The following is a 15,612-nucleotide window of genomic DNA, read 5'->3' as shown; positions in this document are numbered from 1 at the left end:
AACATGAACTTCGCCGCCGGCTTCCCATCACGCACCGTCTCCGAAATCGACCCCACCCGGCCGATCTCCACCCCGTTATAGGTCACCTTCGAACCCGGATCCATCACCAAACCCGCCCGCGACGCCAACATCGTCAGCTGCGTCTTCTCGGTGAAAGCACCGCGAAACTGCCCGTACACCAACGCCAGAATGAGTGCGAACACGAGTAGCACCGCGACGGCGATCCACTTGTACGGCGGCGTCCGTTGCGAGTTGATCTGCAGGGGCGAGCCGGAACCTGAATGTGTCGACACGATCGTCGCTGCCCCTCACGTCCGTGCCGCAGCCTCCCGGCGCCGCGGCAGATCACCCCCTGCCTTCGCCAGGGGCTTCGTACACACATGCAATAACGAAGACCAGTGAAATGTACCGCGACGGCCGAACTTGTGCGAACCACTGTTCACAAAATCGACGGGCGGATCAGCTGGAGAACCGAAACCCGCAAGCCCGTCGGAGGGCGACGGGCGTGCGACGGGCCGGGGCTACGCTCGAGAAGGACAAAGGAAAGGTGCGCGATGCTGGCAGCGTTCGGTTTCGAATCACTGGGAGTGGTCGTCGGGGACATGTACTTCATCGACCCGTCCCCGCTCGAGGGTCAGGAAACCCCAGAGCGCGGTGTCAGACTGGAACTGCGCCTCGTCGACCGGGCCGAGCCCCAGGGCTCGATCTACGCCGGCGTGCCGATCGCGTTCACCCGCCCGGTGTGGCGGGTCGACTTGTTCGGGTCCACCGAGAGCCCGCCCGGGACGCTGGACCGGGCCCATCACCACCCGCATTTCAACGGATGGGAACCCAGTAGCCGGCACTTCGTCCCCGAGCTGTCCGCCGACCCGCTGTCCTGGTTGACCGAGCAGCTGGCGGACCCGGCCGCCATCCTGGCCCGCGCCGGCATCCAAGCCGATGAGGTGAGCGAGGCCGACACGATTGGACTCGCGGCGGCCGCCCCGGAGATCGTCGCCGCGGTGAAACGGTTGCTCGACGGCGTGCGCAACGGCGAATTGGCTCCGGAGCCCGCCGAGCGCGTTGCCGCCGCGCGCACCGGCTGGCTCTGAAGTGCGTTAGCGTCGTCGGCGTGACCCTCAAAGACATCGCCCTGACCACCCTCGACGGCAGCCCGACCACGCTGGCCGAATTGTCCGACGGCGCAACGCTGGTCGTCAACGTAGCCTCCAAATGCGGGCTGACTCCGCAGTACACGGCGCTGGAAAAGCTGGCCAAGGACTATGCCGACCGCGGTCTGACGGTCGTCGGCGTCCCCTGCAACCAGTTCATGGGCCAGGAGCCGGGCACGGCAGATGAGATCCAGGAGTTCTGCTCGACGACCTATGGGGTGACGTTCCCGCTGCTGGCTAAGACCGACGTCAACGGCGACGACCGTCACCCGCTGTACGCCCAGTTGACCAAGGCCGCCGGCGCGGATGGCCAGGCCGGAGATATCCAGTGGAACTTCGAGAAGTTCCTCCTCGCTCCCGGCGGTGAGGTGGTTCACCGATTCCGGCCACGCACCGAGCCCGATGCCCCCGAGGTCATCGGCGCCATCGAGGCCGTACTGTCCCGGTAAGCATGAAAATGGCCCTCAGACTGATGCCTGAGGGCCATTTTCGCTGGTAGCGGGGACAGGATTCGAACCTGCGACCTCTGGGTTATGAGCCCAGCGAGCTACCGAGCTGCTCCACCCCGCGTTGGTGAATGCCAGGTTACCGAACCGGAGTCACGGCGACCAAATCGCGCGCTCAGCGGCCCGTAGCGCCCTCGTCAGTGCGACGGTGGGTTCAGCCCATATCGCTGGGCGATGTCGTCCATCCACTCAGGTGACCCGTAGGTCAGCCCGTATTTGTCGGCGAGCTCGCCGAACTCGGGCAGCTCGTGCAGCGGCGTGCCCGCCGGGTCGTCGGCGTGCTCGACGAGCAGCTCGCCCAATTCGCGGAAATAGTTTTCGAATCCGCCGGGGGTGATGACCTCGATGATGCGGCCCGGCTCGCTGCCCGCGTTCCACATCGCATGCATCTGCCCGCGCGGCTTGGTGATGTAGCCGCCGGGACCTAGGACCACTTCGCTGTCGTCGGAACGGAAGCCGATCTCGCCGGCCAGCACGATCGAATGCTCGTCCTCCCGGGTGTGCCGGTGCGCCGCGGTGAGCAGGCCGACCGCGAACGGGTGCTCGACGATGGACACCTCGCCGCCGTTGGTCTTGCCGGACAGCTTGAACACCGCCCCGAAGCCCGGGAGAGCGACGACGTCGCCCTCCCCCGGCTGCACCACGGTGACCCCGATGTCGTTCAGCTCGGTCATGTGACTCACCTTCCTCCGAATACCCTTGCGCCGCAATGCCTGCAGCTTGTCAGCCCGCCACGGCCAGGCCGGCCTCGGTGTCTTCTCGAGGCGGCCACAGTGGCTGCGGCACTTCGACACCGAACGGCTTGTCCCAGCCGTTTCGGGATGAAACCTCGTGCACGGGACGGCGATTGGCCGCGACACCCCACTTGCCCCGCGGATAGCCGAGGGTAAGCATGGCCGACATCTTCCAGCCCTGCTCGGCGGGGACACCCAGTAGCTCGTTCACCTTGTCCTCGAAATTGCGCAGCACCATCGTCATGACGCCGCCGACGCCCTCGGCACGCGCGGCGAGCAACACACTCCAGATCGCCGGGTAGATGTTGGCGCCGCCGAGGTCGTCGATGGCGAAGACGAACAGCAACAAAGGAACCTCGTCGAAATGGTCAGCCAGGTAATCCCCCGAGCCCTTGATTCGGCGCATCGTTTCGGCGTGAGCGGCCGCATCCGCACCGGGCGCCGGCGCTACCATCGGTCCCGTTCCCGTGCCGAACTTTTCGTATTCCAGCGCGCGGGCCTGCCGGAACAGTTTGCCGAACTCGCGGATGAGTTTTGGATCGTCAACGGCCAGGAAGTGCCAGCGCTGGGTGTTAGCACCGTTGGGGGCGCGAACGGCCGCATCGAGGATGCGGGCCTGGGTGTCCAGCGGAATCGGGTCCGGGCGCAACCGCCGCATCATTCGGGTGGTGTAGAGCGCTTCGTGGATGTCCATTTTCTGCACCTTCTGCTACTCGGGCCAGCTGTTGTGCAGGATGCTGTCGACGAAGTCGACGCGCTGGAAATCGGGATCGAAGTGCGCCAGCACATCGGCGTTCATGGTGCCGTCGGTGGTCCGCGGCCGGTGCTTCATGCCGTCGTTGAACGCCGCCAGGATGCGCTGCTTGAACTGCGGGCGCGGGTGGGCGGCGGTCACCGCGGCCAGCGCCTCGGGGGCCAACTGCTCGCGCTCGACGCCGACCACGTCGACCTCAACACCGGCCTGCAACAAGGCGACTTCGGGAGCCATGAACTCCGGTACGCCGGGCGTGGTGTGCAATGCGATGCCCAGCCACACCTTGTCGGCGTCGGCTTCGTCGACGCCTCGGGTCGTCACAAAGTCCCGGGCAGCGTTGGCGCCGTCGACCTCGAAGCGGACGGAGGAGCCGCGGTAGCGCTCGGTCAGCCCGAGGTCGTGAAACATCGCCGCGACGTAGAGCAGCTCCACGTTCGGCTGCAGTCCGCGGCGCACGCCCTGCAGCGCGCCGAAGAAGAACACCCGCCGGGAATGGTTGAAGAGCAACTCGTCCTCGGTGTCGCGGATGAACTCGGTGACCTCGCGCACCAGCGCGGTGTCGGGTACGTGGATGCCAGCGATGGTGTCGATCGAGCTGGTGGTCATGTTCTCGTCTCCTTCGGATTGACCGTGGTCATCAGTGTGCGCCGGCGCGGGCCAGCCGACCCGGCCGTTTGAGCCGTCAAGTCCTCAGAAAGCGACACAATGGCTTGCGTGGCTGCAGCCGGAGCGCGTTCGCGGGTGGTGGTAATCGTCGTCTTCGACGGGGTGACGCTGTTAGACGTCGCCGGGGCGGGTGAAGTCTTCGTCGAGGCCAACCGGTTCGGTGCCGACTACCAGCTCAAAATCGCGTCGGTGGACGGGTGCGACGTAACCAGCTCCCTCGGGGCCCGACTGGGCGTCACCGACAGCATTTCGGCGATCGACACCGCCGATACCGTGATGGTCGCCGGCAGCGATCAGCTGCCCGCCCGCCCCATTGACCCCGCCCTGGTCGAGGCCATCCGATCGGTGTCGGGACGGACCCGGCGTCTGGCGTCCATCTGCACGGGGTCGTTCGTCCTCGCGCAGGCCGGGGTGCTGCGCGGGCGGCGCGCCACCACGCACTGGCACGACACCAGGTTGTTGGCCCGGGCATTCCCGGATGTGACCGTCGAGCCGGACGCGATCTTTGTGCGCGACGGTGACGTCTTCACCTCGGCCGGGATTTCGTCGGGCATCGACCTGGCGTTGGCGTTGGTCGAAATGGATTACGGGACAAAACTGGTCCGCGACGTCGCCCGGTGGCTGGTCGTCTACCTCAAACGCGCGGGCGGCCAATCGCAATTCTCGGTGCTGCTCGAGGCCGATCCCCCGCCGCAGTCGCCGCTGCGGCCCGTCACCGATGCGATCGCGGCCGACCCGGGTGCGGACTACAGCGTGAAAAAGCTTGCGGCGCTGGCGTCCCTGAGCACCCGTCAGTTGACCCGGCTCTTTCAGTCCGAGCTCGGCATGAGCCCGGCGCGCTACGTCGAACTGGTTCGGATCGATTTCGCCCGTAACGCATTGGAATCCGGCCGGTCGGTCACCGAGACCGCCGGCATCGCCGGCTTCGGCAGCATCGAAACGCTGCGGCGGGTATTCGTCAATCACCTGGGCATCAGCCCGAAAGCCTATCGGGACAGGTTCCGAACGGCCTACGCCTGAAAGCTATTTGGTGTTGTTGTACTTGGTGATCGCGTCGTCCAGGCGCTGCAGCGCCGCACCGTAGCCGGCGAAATCGCCCTTCTTCTGCGCGTCTTTCGCCGCGCCGATCGCCACCTGAATCTCTTGCAGGGCAGCCGATTTTGCCGGCGACAGCGTCACAGACCCGTCGGGAACCGGCGGTGCTGCCACCGGCGGCGACGATCCCGGCGTCACGGCCGGTGCCGGCGCGCTGGCCGGCGGACTCGCGACGGGTGTGCCGGATTCAGTCGGCTGAATGCCGGTGGCCGCCGCACCGGCGCCCGGACCGAACAGCCCGGTCAGGGCGTCACGCACGGTGGGGCCGTAGCCGATCTTGTCGTTGTACATCATCGCCACCCGGATCAGGCGCGGGTAGGAAGATGCCGCGTCGCTGGCCCCCGGGGAGGCATACACGGGTTCGACGTAGAGCAGTCCGCCCTGGCCCACCGGCAAGGTGAGCAAGTTGCCCCACCGGATCCTGTTCTGGTTGTCGCGCCCGATCACACCGAGGTCCTGGGACACCGCCGGATCGGTGGTGATCGCATTGTTGGCCAGCTTCGGCCCGTTGACCTGACCCGGGATGGTCAGCACGGTGATCCTGCCGTACGTCGCCGGGTCGGAGCTGGCGCTGATGTAGGCGGCCAGATAGTCGCGCTTGAACCGGTTCATCGCGCTGGTCAACTGATACGACGCCGTATTGTCGTTCTTCGCAATGTTTTTCGCGACGATGTAGTACGGCGGCTGGTAGCTGCTGGCCGTCGGGTTCGGATCCAGCGGCACGTCCCAGAAATCCGACGTGGAAAAGAACGTCACCGGATCGTTGACGTGATACTTCGCCAGCAGCATCCGCTGCACCTTGAACAGGTCCTCGGGATAGCGCAGGTGCTCGGCCAGCTCGGGGGTGATGTCGCTCTTGGGTTTGACGGTGCCCGGAAAGACCTGCATCCAGGCCTTGAGCACCGGGTCCTGTTCGTCTTGCTGGTACAGCGAGACGGTGCCGTCGTAGGCATCCACGGTCGCCTTCACCGAGTTGCGGATGTAGGAGACCCGCTTGTCGGGTGCCAGCTTGTTGAACGCCACCTCGTTGGAGTCCGCGGTCGCCGACTCCAATGAGGTGAGTTCGGAATAGGGATAGTTGTCCAGCGTGGTGTAACCGTCGATGATCCACACCAATCGCTTGTTGACGATCGCCGGGTACACCGAGCTGTCGGTGGTCAACCAGGGCGCCACCGCCTCCACCCGTCGCGCCGGGTCACGGTTGAACAGGATCTTGCTGTTCGAGCCGATCACGTTGGAGAACAAGAAGTTTCGCTCGGCGAACTTGGCGGCGAACACGCTGCGCGACAGCCAGTCGCCCAGGGGCACGCCGCCGAGTCCGGCGTAGGTGTAGTTCTTGGTTTCGTTGCTGGTCTCGTAGTCGTATTCACGGTCGGTGCCGTTGCGCCCGACGATCGCGTAGTCGGCCGAGGTGTTGGAGATGACCGGCCCGTAGTAGACGCGCGGCTGGTCGAGCTGCGCCGGACCGTCAGACACCACGCCGCCGTTGGCGCCGACGACGTTGGCCAGGAATTCGGGATAGCCGCCGTTTTGGTTGGGGTCGTTCGCGATTCCACGCACCGTGTTGGCCGGCGACGCGATGAATCCGTTGCCGTGGGTGTAGACGGTGTGCCGGTTGATCCAGTCGCGCTGGTTGTCGATCAGCCGGTCGGGGTTGAGTTCACGGGCCGCCACGACGTAATCACGCAACGCCCCGTTGCGGTCTTGGTACCGGTCGATGGAGAGCTGGTCGGGGAAGTAGTAGAAGTTCTTGCCCTGCTGGAACTGGGTGAACGCCGGGCTGACGATCGTCGGGTCGAGCAGCCGGATGTTCGAGGTGGTCGCGCGGTCGTCGGCGACCTGCTGGGCGGTGGCCTGCGTGTCGCCGGTGTAATTGCGATAGGTGACCTGGTCCGAGGTCAGGCCGTAGGCTTGCCGCGTCGCGGCGATGCTGCGGCTGATGTATTCGCTTTCCTTTTGCGCGGCATTGGGTTTGACGCTGATCTGCTCGACGATCAGCGGCCATCCGGCGCCCACGATCAACGACGACAGCAGCAACAGGACCAAGCCGATCGCCGGAATCCTCAAATCCCTGAGCACGACCGCGGAGAACACCGCGGCCGCGCAGATGAGCGCGATGGCCATCAGGATCAGCTTCGCCGGCAGCACCGCGTTGATGTCGGTGTACCCGGCGCCGGTAAAGGGCTTGCCGCCGCGGGTGTGCGACAACAACTCGTAGCGATCCAACCAGTACGCGATGGCCTTGAGCAGCACCAGAATCCCGACCACGGTGACCAGCTGGATCCGCGCCGACCGGCTCACCGCGCCCGTGCGGCCGGACAGCCGGATGCCGCCAAACACGTAGTGGGCCAACAGGTTGGCCGCGAAGGCCAGGAAGGCCGCGACGAACAGATAGCTGAGCAGCAGCCGGTAGAACGGCAGCTCGAACGCGTAGAAGCCGAGGTCCTTGCCGAACTGCGGGTCCTTGATGCCGAAGTCGCCGCCGTGCAAGAACAATTGGATTCGCACCCAATAGCTTTGCGCGACGATGCCGGCCAGTAGACCCACCGCCACCGGAATTCCGGCGCTCATCAGCCGCAACCGGGACAGCACCAGGGCGCGGTAGCGCGCCACCGGATCGTTGTCGTTGCTCGGCACGAACACCGGGCGGGTGCGGTAGGCCACCGCGAGCCCGGCGAACACGATGCCGCCGACCAGCAGACCGGCGATCAAAAAGACCACGAACCGGGTGACCAGCACGGTGGAAAACACCGAGCGATAGCCGAGCTCGCCGAACCACAGCCAGTCGACGTAGGCGTCGATCAGCCGCGGACCCGCGAGCAGCAAAGCGATCACACCCAGTGCGATCAGGATCAGAATCCGACTGCGCCGAGTCAGCTTCGGCATCCTTGCGGTGGGCCGCATCCCCACTGGCTACGCTCCCTGATCGATTGCTAGACGGTGACAACTCTACGCATGGCACAACCCGTGACCACCAGGCTTCGCTAGCAGCTTGGCGGCTGCCCACCCGACCCGATCGCGTGCAGCGCGTCAACTGCCTGGCCGAGCGTCTCGACCTTGACTAACCGCAGGCCGGACGGATTGTCCGAGCTGGCCTCGTAACAGTTCTTCGCCGGCACCAGAAACACCGTGGCCCCGGCGGCATGCGCGGCGACCATCTTGTGGGTGATGCCGCCGATCTGGCCGACCTTGCCGTCGGCGGAAATGGTTCCGGTGCCCGCGATGAAATTCGCCTTGGCCAGGTCGCCGGTGGTCAATTTGTCGACCACCGCGAGGCTGAACATCAGTCCGGCCGACGGACCGCCCACATTGGCGAGATTGAAGTCCACGGTGAACGGCGCCCACGGCGCGTCGAGCACCGCGACGCCCAGGAAGCCGTAGTCACGGTCTTTGTTGGCGCCCAGGGTGATCTGCGCCACACCGGCCGGCTCGTTCTTGCGGCGGTAGTCGATCGTCACCACCTGGCCGGGCTTGGTGTTCTTCAGCAATCCGGTGAACTCGTCGACGGTGGCCACCGGGACGCCGTTGACCGCGTCGATGGCGTCACCGGTCTTGAGCTTGCCCGCCGAGGGGCCCGGCTCCGGGACTTTGGCCACCGTGACCGCCGAGGGGTACTTGAGGTAACCCAACGCCGCGTAGGCGGCGCTGTCTTCGGACTGCTTGAAGTCGGCGTTGTTGGCCTTGTCGACGTCCTCCCGCGACTTACCGGGCGGATAGATGAGATCGCGCGGTACCAGCTGTTCCTGGTCGGAAAGCCACAGCGTCAGCGCCTCGCCCAGCGTCAAATCGTCGCGCTGGGACACCGTCGTCATGTTGAGGTGGCCGGTCGTCGGATGCGTCTGGGTGCCTTCGATCGCCACCACCTGCTTGCCGTCGACCTCGCCGAGCGTGTCGAAGGTGGGGCCGGGCCCCAACGACACGAACGGCACCGTCACCACCGCCAGCAACACGCCGAACACCAGGATCGGCACCAGCGCGACCATCAAGGTCAGGATGCGCCTGTTCACGCCGATCAGACTAGACGGCGGCCGCGGCACCCGTTCAGCTACGACGTCCGGTTGAGGCGGGTTCAGCTACAAGCTGACCCGAGGTCGCGTTGTCTGACCCCGTGGTGAGTACCGTTGAGGGTATGGCTGACCTGCCTTTCGGCTTCTCCCCGGAAGACGACCCCGACAAACGCGGGAAAAAAGATCCCGATTCGGGTTCGAACCCATCCGACCCGTTCGCCGCGTTCGGCATGAGCGGTGAATTCGGCATGGGCGATTTGGGTCAGATCTTCACCCAACTCGGTCAGATGTTCAGCAGCGCGGGAACTGTCGCACCCGGCGGAACAGCCTCGGGACCGGTCAATTACGAATTGGCGCGCCGCGTCGCGACGAATTCGATCGGCTTCGTGGCGCCGGTTCCGGACACCACCAACTCGGCGATCGCCGACGCGGTGCATCTGGCCGAAACCTGGCTGGACGGGGCCACGGCGTTGCCCGCGGGCACCATCAAGGCGGCGGGCTGGACTCCCGGCGACTGGGTCGACAACACACTCGAGACGTGGAAGCGGCTGTGTGACCCGATGGCCCAACAGATTTCGACGGTGTGGGCGGCCTCGCTACCCGAGGAAGCCAAAAGCATGGCCGGGCCGCTGCTGCAGATGATGTCGCAGATGGGCGGTATGGCGTTCGGCTCGCAGCTCGGACAGGCGCTGGGCCGACTGTCCCGCGAAGTGCTGACATCCACCGACATCGGTTTGCCGTTGGGGCCCAAAGGGATTGCGGCGGTGATGCCTGAGGCCGTCGAATCGTTCGCCACCGGACTGGAGCGACCGCGCAGCGAGGTGCTGACGTTCCTGGCCGCGCGTGAGGCCGCCCACCACCGGCTGTTCAGTCACGTGCCGTGGCTGAACAGCCAACTGCTCGGTGCCGTCGAGGCGTACGCGATGGGCATGCAGATCGACATGTCCGGAATCGAGGAACTGGCGCGCGACTTCAATCCGGCGTCCCTGTCGGATCCGGCGGCCATCGAAAATCTGCTCGGGCAAGGCGTTTTCGAGCCCAAGGCGACGCCGGCGCAGACGCAGGCACTGGAACGCCTGGAAACGCTGCTCGCCCTGATCGAGGGCTGGGTGCAGGTGGTGGTGGCCGGCGCGCTGGGCGACCGGATTCCCGGCGCGGCCGCGCTGGGCGAGACGATGCGGCGCCGTCGCGCCAGCAGCGGCCCGGCCGAGCAGACCTTCGCGACGCTGGTCGGGCTGGAGTTGCGACCCCGCAAGATGCGTGAGGCCGCGGCGTTCTGGCAGCGCCTGACGGAGGCCGCCGGGGTCGACGCACGCGACGGCATCTGGCAACACCCCGACCTGCTGCCCAATGCGGAGGATCTCGACGAGCCGGCGGGCTTCATCGACCGGGTCATCGGCGGCGACACCAGCGGTATCGACGAGGCCATCGCCAAACTCGAGCGAGAGGGCCAGGGTCCGGACGGTCCGCCTTCCGACAGCGGTTCTGTGGATAACTGACCGGGGCCATCGCCTTCGCCGTGACACAGTTGCGCGGTGTCGCCGGCCGTGCTTTCCACCTATGCGCTGGATCCGGCGCTGCCGGTCCTGCTGCGGCCCGACGGCGCGGTCCAGGTGGGCTGGGACCCGCGCCGCGCGGTGCTGGTCCGTCCGCCGGGCGGCCTGGCAGCCGCCGAGCTGGCCACCCTGTTGCGATCGATGTGGTCACCGACCCCGCTCTCGGAGTTGCAGCGCCGCGCGCTCGATCGCGGCTTGACGGACGCCGACGGTCTGCGAAACCTGGTCGCCCAATTGGTCGGTGCGGGAGTGGCCACCGAATGCGGACGGTCGCGCGGGCGGGCGGCCTCGGTGCGGATCCACGGCCGGGGGCCCCTCTCGGAGCTGCTGGTGGAAACGTTGCGCTGCTCGGGTGCCCGGATCGCGCACAGCAGCCAACCGCACGCCGCGGTGTCGGCCAACGACGTTGACCTGGTGGTGTTGTCGGACTTCCTGGTCGCCGACCCGCGCATGGTGCGCGATCTGCACGACCAGGGCGTCGCACATCTCTTGGTGCGGGTACGCGACGGCACCGGGCTGGTGGGTCCCCTGGTGATTCCCGGCGTGACCAGCTGCCTGGGCTGCGCGGACCTGCACCGCCGGGACCGCGACGCGGCGTGGCCGGCGATCTGCGCGCAGCTTCGCGAAACCGTCGGGATCGCCGATCGGGCCACCGTGCTGGCGACGGCGGCCCTGGCGCTCAGCCAGGTGAACCGGGTGATCGCGGCCGTGCACGGGCAGGAGGCGGCAGCCGGCCCCGGACCGCCCCAGACGCTGAACGCGACCCTCGAATTCGATCTGCACTCGGGCGCGATCGTCACGCGGCAGTGGACCAAACACCCGTTATGCTCCTGCTGAACCGCGCATCCGCGGCGCACTTCCCTTGTGGCCCTTACGGTGTGGCCACCCGACGACCGCGCGATCAGCGGACTGACCTGCGCTTACGAAAGCCGACAACGACCGTTGTCGGCTTCTCTCCACATCGCGCTGACCATCATGGATGATGGATACGTGGCAGACATCAAACGCGGCCGTGCTGCGCGTAACGCGAAGCTGGCGAGTATTCCGGTCGGATTCGCCGGCCGGGCAGCGATCGGATTCGGTAAACGGCTGACCGGCAAGTCCAGGGACGAGGTCCAGGCCGAGCTCCTGGAGAAGGCCGCCCACCAATTGTTCACCGTCCTGGGCGAGCTCAAGGGCGGCGCGATGAAGGTGGGCCAGGCCCTCTCGGTGCTCGAGGCCGCCATCCCCGAGGAGTTCGGCGAGCCGTACCGCGAAGCGTTGACCAAGCTGCAAAAGGACGCCCCTCCGCTGCCCGCCGCCAAGGTGCACCGGGTGCTCGATGCCCAGCTGGGCACCAAGTGGCGCGAACGGTTCAGTTCGTTCGACGACACCCCGGTGGCCTCGGCCAGCATCGGTCAGGTCCACAAGGGCGTGTGGTCCGACGGTCGCGAGGTGGCGGTCAAGATCCAATACCCCGGCGCCGACGAAGCGCTGCGGGCCGACCTGAAAACGATGCAGCGTCTGGTCGGGGTATTCAAGCAGCTCGCGCCGGGCGCCGACGTCGAGGGCGTGGTCGACGAGTTGATCGAGCGCACCGAGATGGAGCTGGACTACCGGCTCGAGGCCGAGAACCAGCGTGCCTTCGCCAAGGCGTACCAGGACGACCCGCACTTCGCGGTGCCGCGAATCGTGGCCAGCGCGCCGAAAGTTGTGATCCAGGAGTGGATGCAGGGCACCCCGATGGCCGAGATCATCCGCCACGGCACCGTCGAGCAGCGCGACTTGATGGGAACACGGCTGCTCGAGCTCACCTTCGATGCGCCGCGCCGGCTGGGAATGCTGCACGGCGACGCCCACCCGGGCAACTTCATGCTGCTTCCCGACGGCCGAATGGGTGTGATCGACTTCGGCGCGGTAGCCGCGCTGCCCGACGGCTTGCCGATCGAGCTCGGTATGACCATCCGGCTGGCCCGCGACAAGAACTACGACCTGCTGTTGCCGACGATGGAGAAGGCCGGCTTCATCCAGAAGGGCCAGCAGGTGTCGGTGCGCGACATCGACGACATGCTGCGCCAGTACGTCGAACCGGTCGAAGTCGAGGTATTCCACTACACCCGCAAGTGGCTGCAGAAGATGTCCGCCATCGAGATCGATCGGTCGGTGTCGCAGATCCGGACGGCGCGGCAGATGGACCTGCCGCCCAAACTGGTCATCCCGATGCGGGTGATCATGTCGGTGGCCGCGATCCTGTGCCAGCTGGATGCCCACGTGCCGATCAAGGCGCTGTCCGAAGAATTGGTCCCCGGCTTCGCCGAACCCGACAACGCGGTCATCTAGTCCCTGCGGGCTAGGCGGCGGCTCCGTCTTGCCGGCCGTCTTTGCGGGGACGTCCGCGGGGCCGTTTGAAGCTCAGCACCGAGCCGCGGTCGATGATCTCGCCGCCCCACACACCCCAGGGTTCGGCCCGTTCCAACGCGGCGGCCAGGCACTGGCGCCGGACCGGGCAGCCGGTGCACAGCGTCTTGGCCCGCTCGAGTTCGGCCGGGGTGTCGGCGAACCACAGGTCGGGATCGTTGACGTGACACGGCAGGGCTTGTCTGGGGACTGTCGGTGCCGACATGTCCTACCACCTACTTCCTGATCTGGGTTGCTGTCCTTGGCAGTGATCCGGACCAGGTCAAAAAGCTCTCGACCCCACAACTATGGCCACGGATCCTGGTGACTTCGGGTCCGTGGCCATCTGGGGAGAAAACCGGGCTAGTGCTTAACGTGCCTTCGGTGGGCCCCCGACTTCTACGGACGCGTCGGTCGCGGCGGCGGCGCGATGCTTACGCGCGGCCGCCGTGGCGGCGTGTGCGGCATGGAAGGTGCCCGCGGCCATGACAGGACGGGTCGCGTGGGCCACGCCTACACCGAATGCGTCGTTGATCATCGTGGCCACCCTCCTTTTCCCTGCCGACTCTCGTAGTGCCGAGTTGCGGTTTCGAGGGTAAACGGTCATCGCCGGCGACCACAACCGATTTTCCTGACCTGCGGGTTTACGCTTCAGCGCCCGCGCACCAGCTCCAGCACGTCGGGGCCGTACTGTTCCAGCTTGCGCGCGCCGATGCCGGGAATCGCGATCAGCGCCTCCTCGTCGTCGGGCCGCAGCTCGGCGATGGCGATCAGCGTGTTGTCGGTGAAGACCACGTAGGCGGGCACCTTCTGCTCCTTGGCGATGTCCAGCCGCCAAGCCTTGAGCCGCAGCAACAGGTCCTCGTCGATGTCGGCGGCGCAGGTCTCGCAGCGCCGCAGCATGACCGCCGCCGGGGTGGTCAGGTTGTTGTTGCAGATCCGGCAGCGGGTCGCGGTGCCCCGATTGCGCCGAGACTTCGCCGGCGCCGCGTCGGCCCGCGCCTGGGGTGCGATGCCGTTGAGGAACCGCGACGGCTTGCGGCCCTGCCGTCCGCCCGGGCTGCGGGCAAGGGCCCAGCTGAGCGCCAAATGCATTCGGGCCCTAGTGATTCCGACGTAGAGCAGCCGGCGCTCCTCCTCGACCGCTTCGCTTTCGGCGCCGTGCGCCAACGCGTGCGAGATGGGGACCGTGCCGTCAGCCAAGCCGACCAGGAACACCGCGTCCCACTCGAGTCCCTTGGCGGCGTGCAGCGACGCCAAGGCGACGCCTTGCACCACCGGTGCGTGCCGGGCGTCGGCGCGCATCCGAAGTTCGGCCAGCAGCCCGGGGAAGTCCAGCTGCGGACGCTGCGCGACTTCGTCATCCACCAGCTCGGCCAAAGCGGTCAGCGCTTCCCAGCGCTCCCGGGCCCGGGTGCCGACCGGCTCCTCGGCCGTCAGCCCCAGCGGTTCCAGCACCGCGCGCACCACGGCGGGCAGTGGCTCCTCCAGGGGCTCGCCGCCCCCGCGCTCGGCGGCCCGCTGCAGGGCCAGCAGGGCCTGCTTGATCTCCTGGCGGTTGAAGAACCCCTCGCCGCCGCGAACCTGATAGGCGATGCCGGCCTCGGTCAACGCCTCCTCGTAAATCTCCGATTGCGCGTTGACCCGGTACAGCACCGCGATCTCCGAGGGCGGTGTGCCGGATTCGATGAGCCGCTTGATCGACGCCGCGACCGCGGCGGCCTCCGCCGGTTCGTCGGGATGCTCGTGAAACGACGGCGCCGGGCCCGGCGCGCGCTGGCCCACCAGGTGCAGCTTGCTGCCCGCGACCCGGCCGCGCGCCGCGGCGATCACCTGGTTGGCCAACGACACCACCTGCGGGGTGGAGCGGTAGTCGCGCTCCAGGCGCACCACGGTGGCGTCGGGGAACTGGCGGGAGAAGTCGAGCAGGAACCGCGGCGAGGCCCCGGTGAACGAGTAGATGGTCTGGTTGGCGTCGCCCACCACGGTCAGGTCGTCACGATCGCCCAGCCACGCCGACAGCACCCGCTGCTGCAACGGCGTGACGTCCTGATATTCGTCGACGACAAAGCAGCGGTACCGGTCCCGAAACTCTTCGGCCACGGCGGGATCGTTTTCGATCGCGGCCGCGGTGTGCAGCAGCAGGTCATCGAAATCGAGCAGGGTGATGTTGTCGCCACGGGCCTTGAGCGCCTCGTAGGCGGCGTAGACGTCGGCGACCCGGGCCGCGTCCAGCGGGATGTCGCGGGCGGCCGCGGCCACCGCTGCCGGGTATTCCTCCGGCCCGATCAGCGACGCCTTGGCCCACTCGATCTCGCCGGCCAGGTCGCGCACGTCGTCGCTGCGGGCGTTGATCCGGACGCGGCCGGCCGCCCGGGCCACCACGGCGAATTTGCTGTCCAGCAGCTGCCAGCCGGTGTCGCCGACCACCCGCGGCCAGAAATACCGCAGCTGCCGGTGGGCGGCCGCGTGGAACGTCATTGCCGAAACCGCGCCGACGGCGGTGTCCGGGCCCGCCGCGGCGTCGATCATCCGTAGCCTCGAACGCATCTCCCCCGCCGCCCGCTGGGTGAAGGTGACGGCCAGCACCTGCCCGGCCGCGACGTGACCGCTGGCGATGAGCTGGGCGATCCGGTGCGTGATGGTGCGGGTCTTTCCCGTTCCTGCGCCGGCGAGCACGCAGACCGGGCCGCGGGGAGCCAGCACGGCTTCGCGCTGCTCGTCGTCCAGCCCGGCTGTCAATGGATCGGCGACCGTCGGCATGGCG

15 protein-coding genes and 1 tRNA gene are annotated in these 15,612 nt (G+C 67.1%); 6 read left to right on the top strand and 10 right to left on the bottom strand.

Translation table 11 applies throughout. The annotated features are described in order from the left end of the window. Positions 1-263 (bottom strand): MlaD family protein (locus tag A5782_RS09370; RefSeq protein WP_156623866.1); only part of this gene is annotated, 263 nt, incomplete at its 3' end. A gap of 291 nt (positions 264-554) precedes the next feature. Here A5782_RS09370 and A5782_RS09365 point away from each other — a divergent pair. Next, complete coding sequence (locus A5782_RS09365; RefSeq protein ID WP_067098393.1) at positions 555-1,091, top strand: hypothetical protein; 537 nt, start codon at positions 555-557, stop codon at positions 1,089-1,091. A 20-nt stretch (positions 1,092-1,111) separates the two neighbouring features. Then, positions 1,112-1,600, top strand: coding sequence for a glutathione peroxidase (locus A5782_RS09360; RefSeq protein ID WP_067098390.1), 489 nt, complete (start codon positions 1,112-1,114; stop codon positions 1,598-1,600). A gap of 44 nt (positions 1,601-1,644) precedes the next feature. Here A5782_RS09360 and A5782_RS09355 read toward each other — a convergent pair. The 4 genes from A5782_RS09355 to A5782_RS09340 all read right to left on the bottom strand — a co-directional run bounded on the left by A5782_RS09355 (position 1,645) and on the right by A5782_RS09340 (position 3,751). Further along, positions 1,645-1,721 (bottom strand) — tRNA-Met (locus A5782_RS09355). Positions 1,722-1,794: 73 nt separating this feature from the next. After that, complete coding sequence (locus A5782_RS09350) at positions 1,795-2,331, bottom strand: cupin domain-containing protein (RefSeq protein ID WP_067098387.1); 537 nt, start codon at positions 2,329-2,331, stop codon at positions 1,795-1,797. Positions 2,332-2,380: 49 nt separating this feature from the next. Then, a complete protein-coding gene (locus tag A5782_RS09345) occupies positions 2,381-3,085 on the bottom strand; it encodes a nitroreductase family protein (RefSeq protein WP_067098384.1) in 705 nt (234 codons plus the stop codon). A gap of 15 nt (positions 3,086-3,100) precedes the next feature. Beyond that, positions 3,101-3,751: an HD domain-containing protein gene (locus A5782_RS09340; protein WP_067098380.1), complete on the bottom strand. Its 651-nt coding sequence runs from the start codon at positions 3,749-3,751 to the stop codon at positions 3,101-3,103. Positions 3,752-3,850: 99 nt separating this feature from the next. Here A5782_RS09340 and A5782_RS09335 point away from each other — a divergent pair, with 99 nt between their 5' ends. Continuing rightward, the gene (locus tag A5782_RS09335; RefSeq protein WP_197694173.1) at positions 3,851-4,831 is read left to right on the top strand and encodes a GlxA family transcriptional regulator; all 981 of its coding nucleotides are present in this window, start codon (positions 3,851-3,853) and stop codon (positions 4,829-4,831) included. Between the two features lie 3 nt (positions 4,832-4,834). Here A5782_RS09335 and A5782_RS09330 read toward each other — a convergent pair whose 3' ends face one another. Further along, entirely contained in the window at positions 4,835-7,816 is a 2,982-nt protein-coding gene (locus A5782_RS09330) for a UPF0182 family protein (RefSeq protein ID WP_067098375.1), read from the bottom strand. Between the two features lie 74 nt (positions 7,817-7,890). Then, the gene (locus tag A5782_RS09325) at positions 7,891-8,913 is read right to left on the bottom strand and encodes a PDZ domain-containing protein (RefSeq protein ID WP_067098371.1); all 1,023 of its coding nucleotides are present in this window, start codon (positions 8,911-8,913) and stop codon (positions 7,891-7,893) included. Positions 8,914-9,017: 104 nt separating this feature from the next. Between A5782_RS09325 and A5782_RS09320 the strand changes: the two genes are divergently transcribed. From A5782_RS09320 to A5782_RS09310, 3 genes are all read left to right on the top strand, one after another. Next, complete coding sequence (locus A5782_RS09320; RefSeq protein WP_197694174.1) at positions 9,018-10,412, top strand: zinc-dependent metalloprotease; 1,395 nt, start codon at positions 9,018-9,020, stop codon at positions 10,410-10,412. 36 nt (positions 10,413-10,448) lie between these two features. Beyond that, the gene (locus tag A5782_RS09315; RefSeq protein WP_156623864.1) at positions 10,449-11,306 is read left to right on the top strand and encodes a cyclodehydratase; all 858 of its coding nucleotides are present in this window, start codon (positions 10,449-10,451) and stop codon (positions 11,304-11,306) included. A gap of 138 nt (positions 11,307-11,444) precedes the next feature. Continuing rightward, complete coding sequence (locus A5782_RS09310; RefSeq protein ID WP_067098401.1) at positions 11,445-12,788, top strand: AarF/ABC1/UbiB kinase family protein; 1,344 nt, start codon at positions 11,445-11,447, stop codon at positions 12,786-12,788. Positions 12,789-12,798: 10 nt separating this feature from the next. Here the strand turns inward: A5782_RS09310 and A5782_RS09305 are convergent, their stop codons facing one another. From A5782_RS09305 to A5782_RS09300, 3 genes are all read right to left on the bottom strand, one after another. Beyond that, a complete protein-coding gene (locus A5782_RS09305; protein WP_067098365.1) occupies positions 12,799-13,071 on the bottom strand; it encodes a WhiB family transcriptional regulator in 273 nt (90 codons plus the stop codon). 144 nt (positions 13,072-13,215) lie between these two features. Continuing rightward, positions 13,216-13,383 carry a hypothetical protein gene (locus A5782_RS26455; protein WP_197694175.1) on the bottom strand — a complete coding sequence of 56 codons (168 nt, stop codon included), beginning with the start codon at positions 13,381-13,383 and terminating at the stop codon, positions 13,216-13,218. A gap of 113 nt (positions 13,384-13,496) precedes the next feature. Beyond that, entirely contained in the window at positions 13,497-15,608 is a 2,112-nt protein-coding gene (locus A5782_RS09300) for an ATP-dependent DNA helicase UvrD2 (protein WP_197694172.1), read from the bottom strand. Between the last annotated feature and the right edge of the window lie 4 nt (positions 15,609-15,612).

It is taken from the genome of Mycobacterium sp. 852002-40037_SCH5390672 (assembly GCF_001665875.1).
GTDB lineage: Bacteria > Actinomycetota > Actinomycetes > Mycobacteriales > Mycobacteriaceae > Mycobacterium.
Note: the sequence above shows the minus strand (reverse complement) of the source record. Positions and strands in the feature narration are given on the sequence as shown.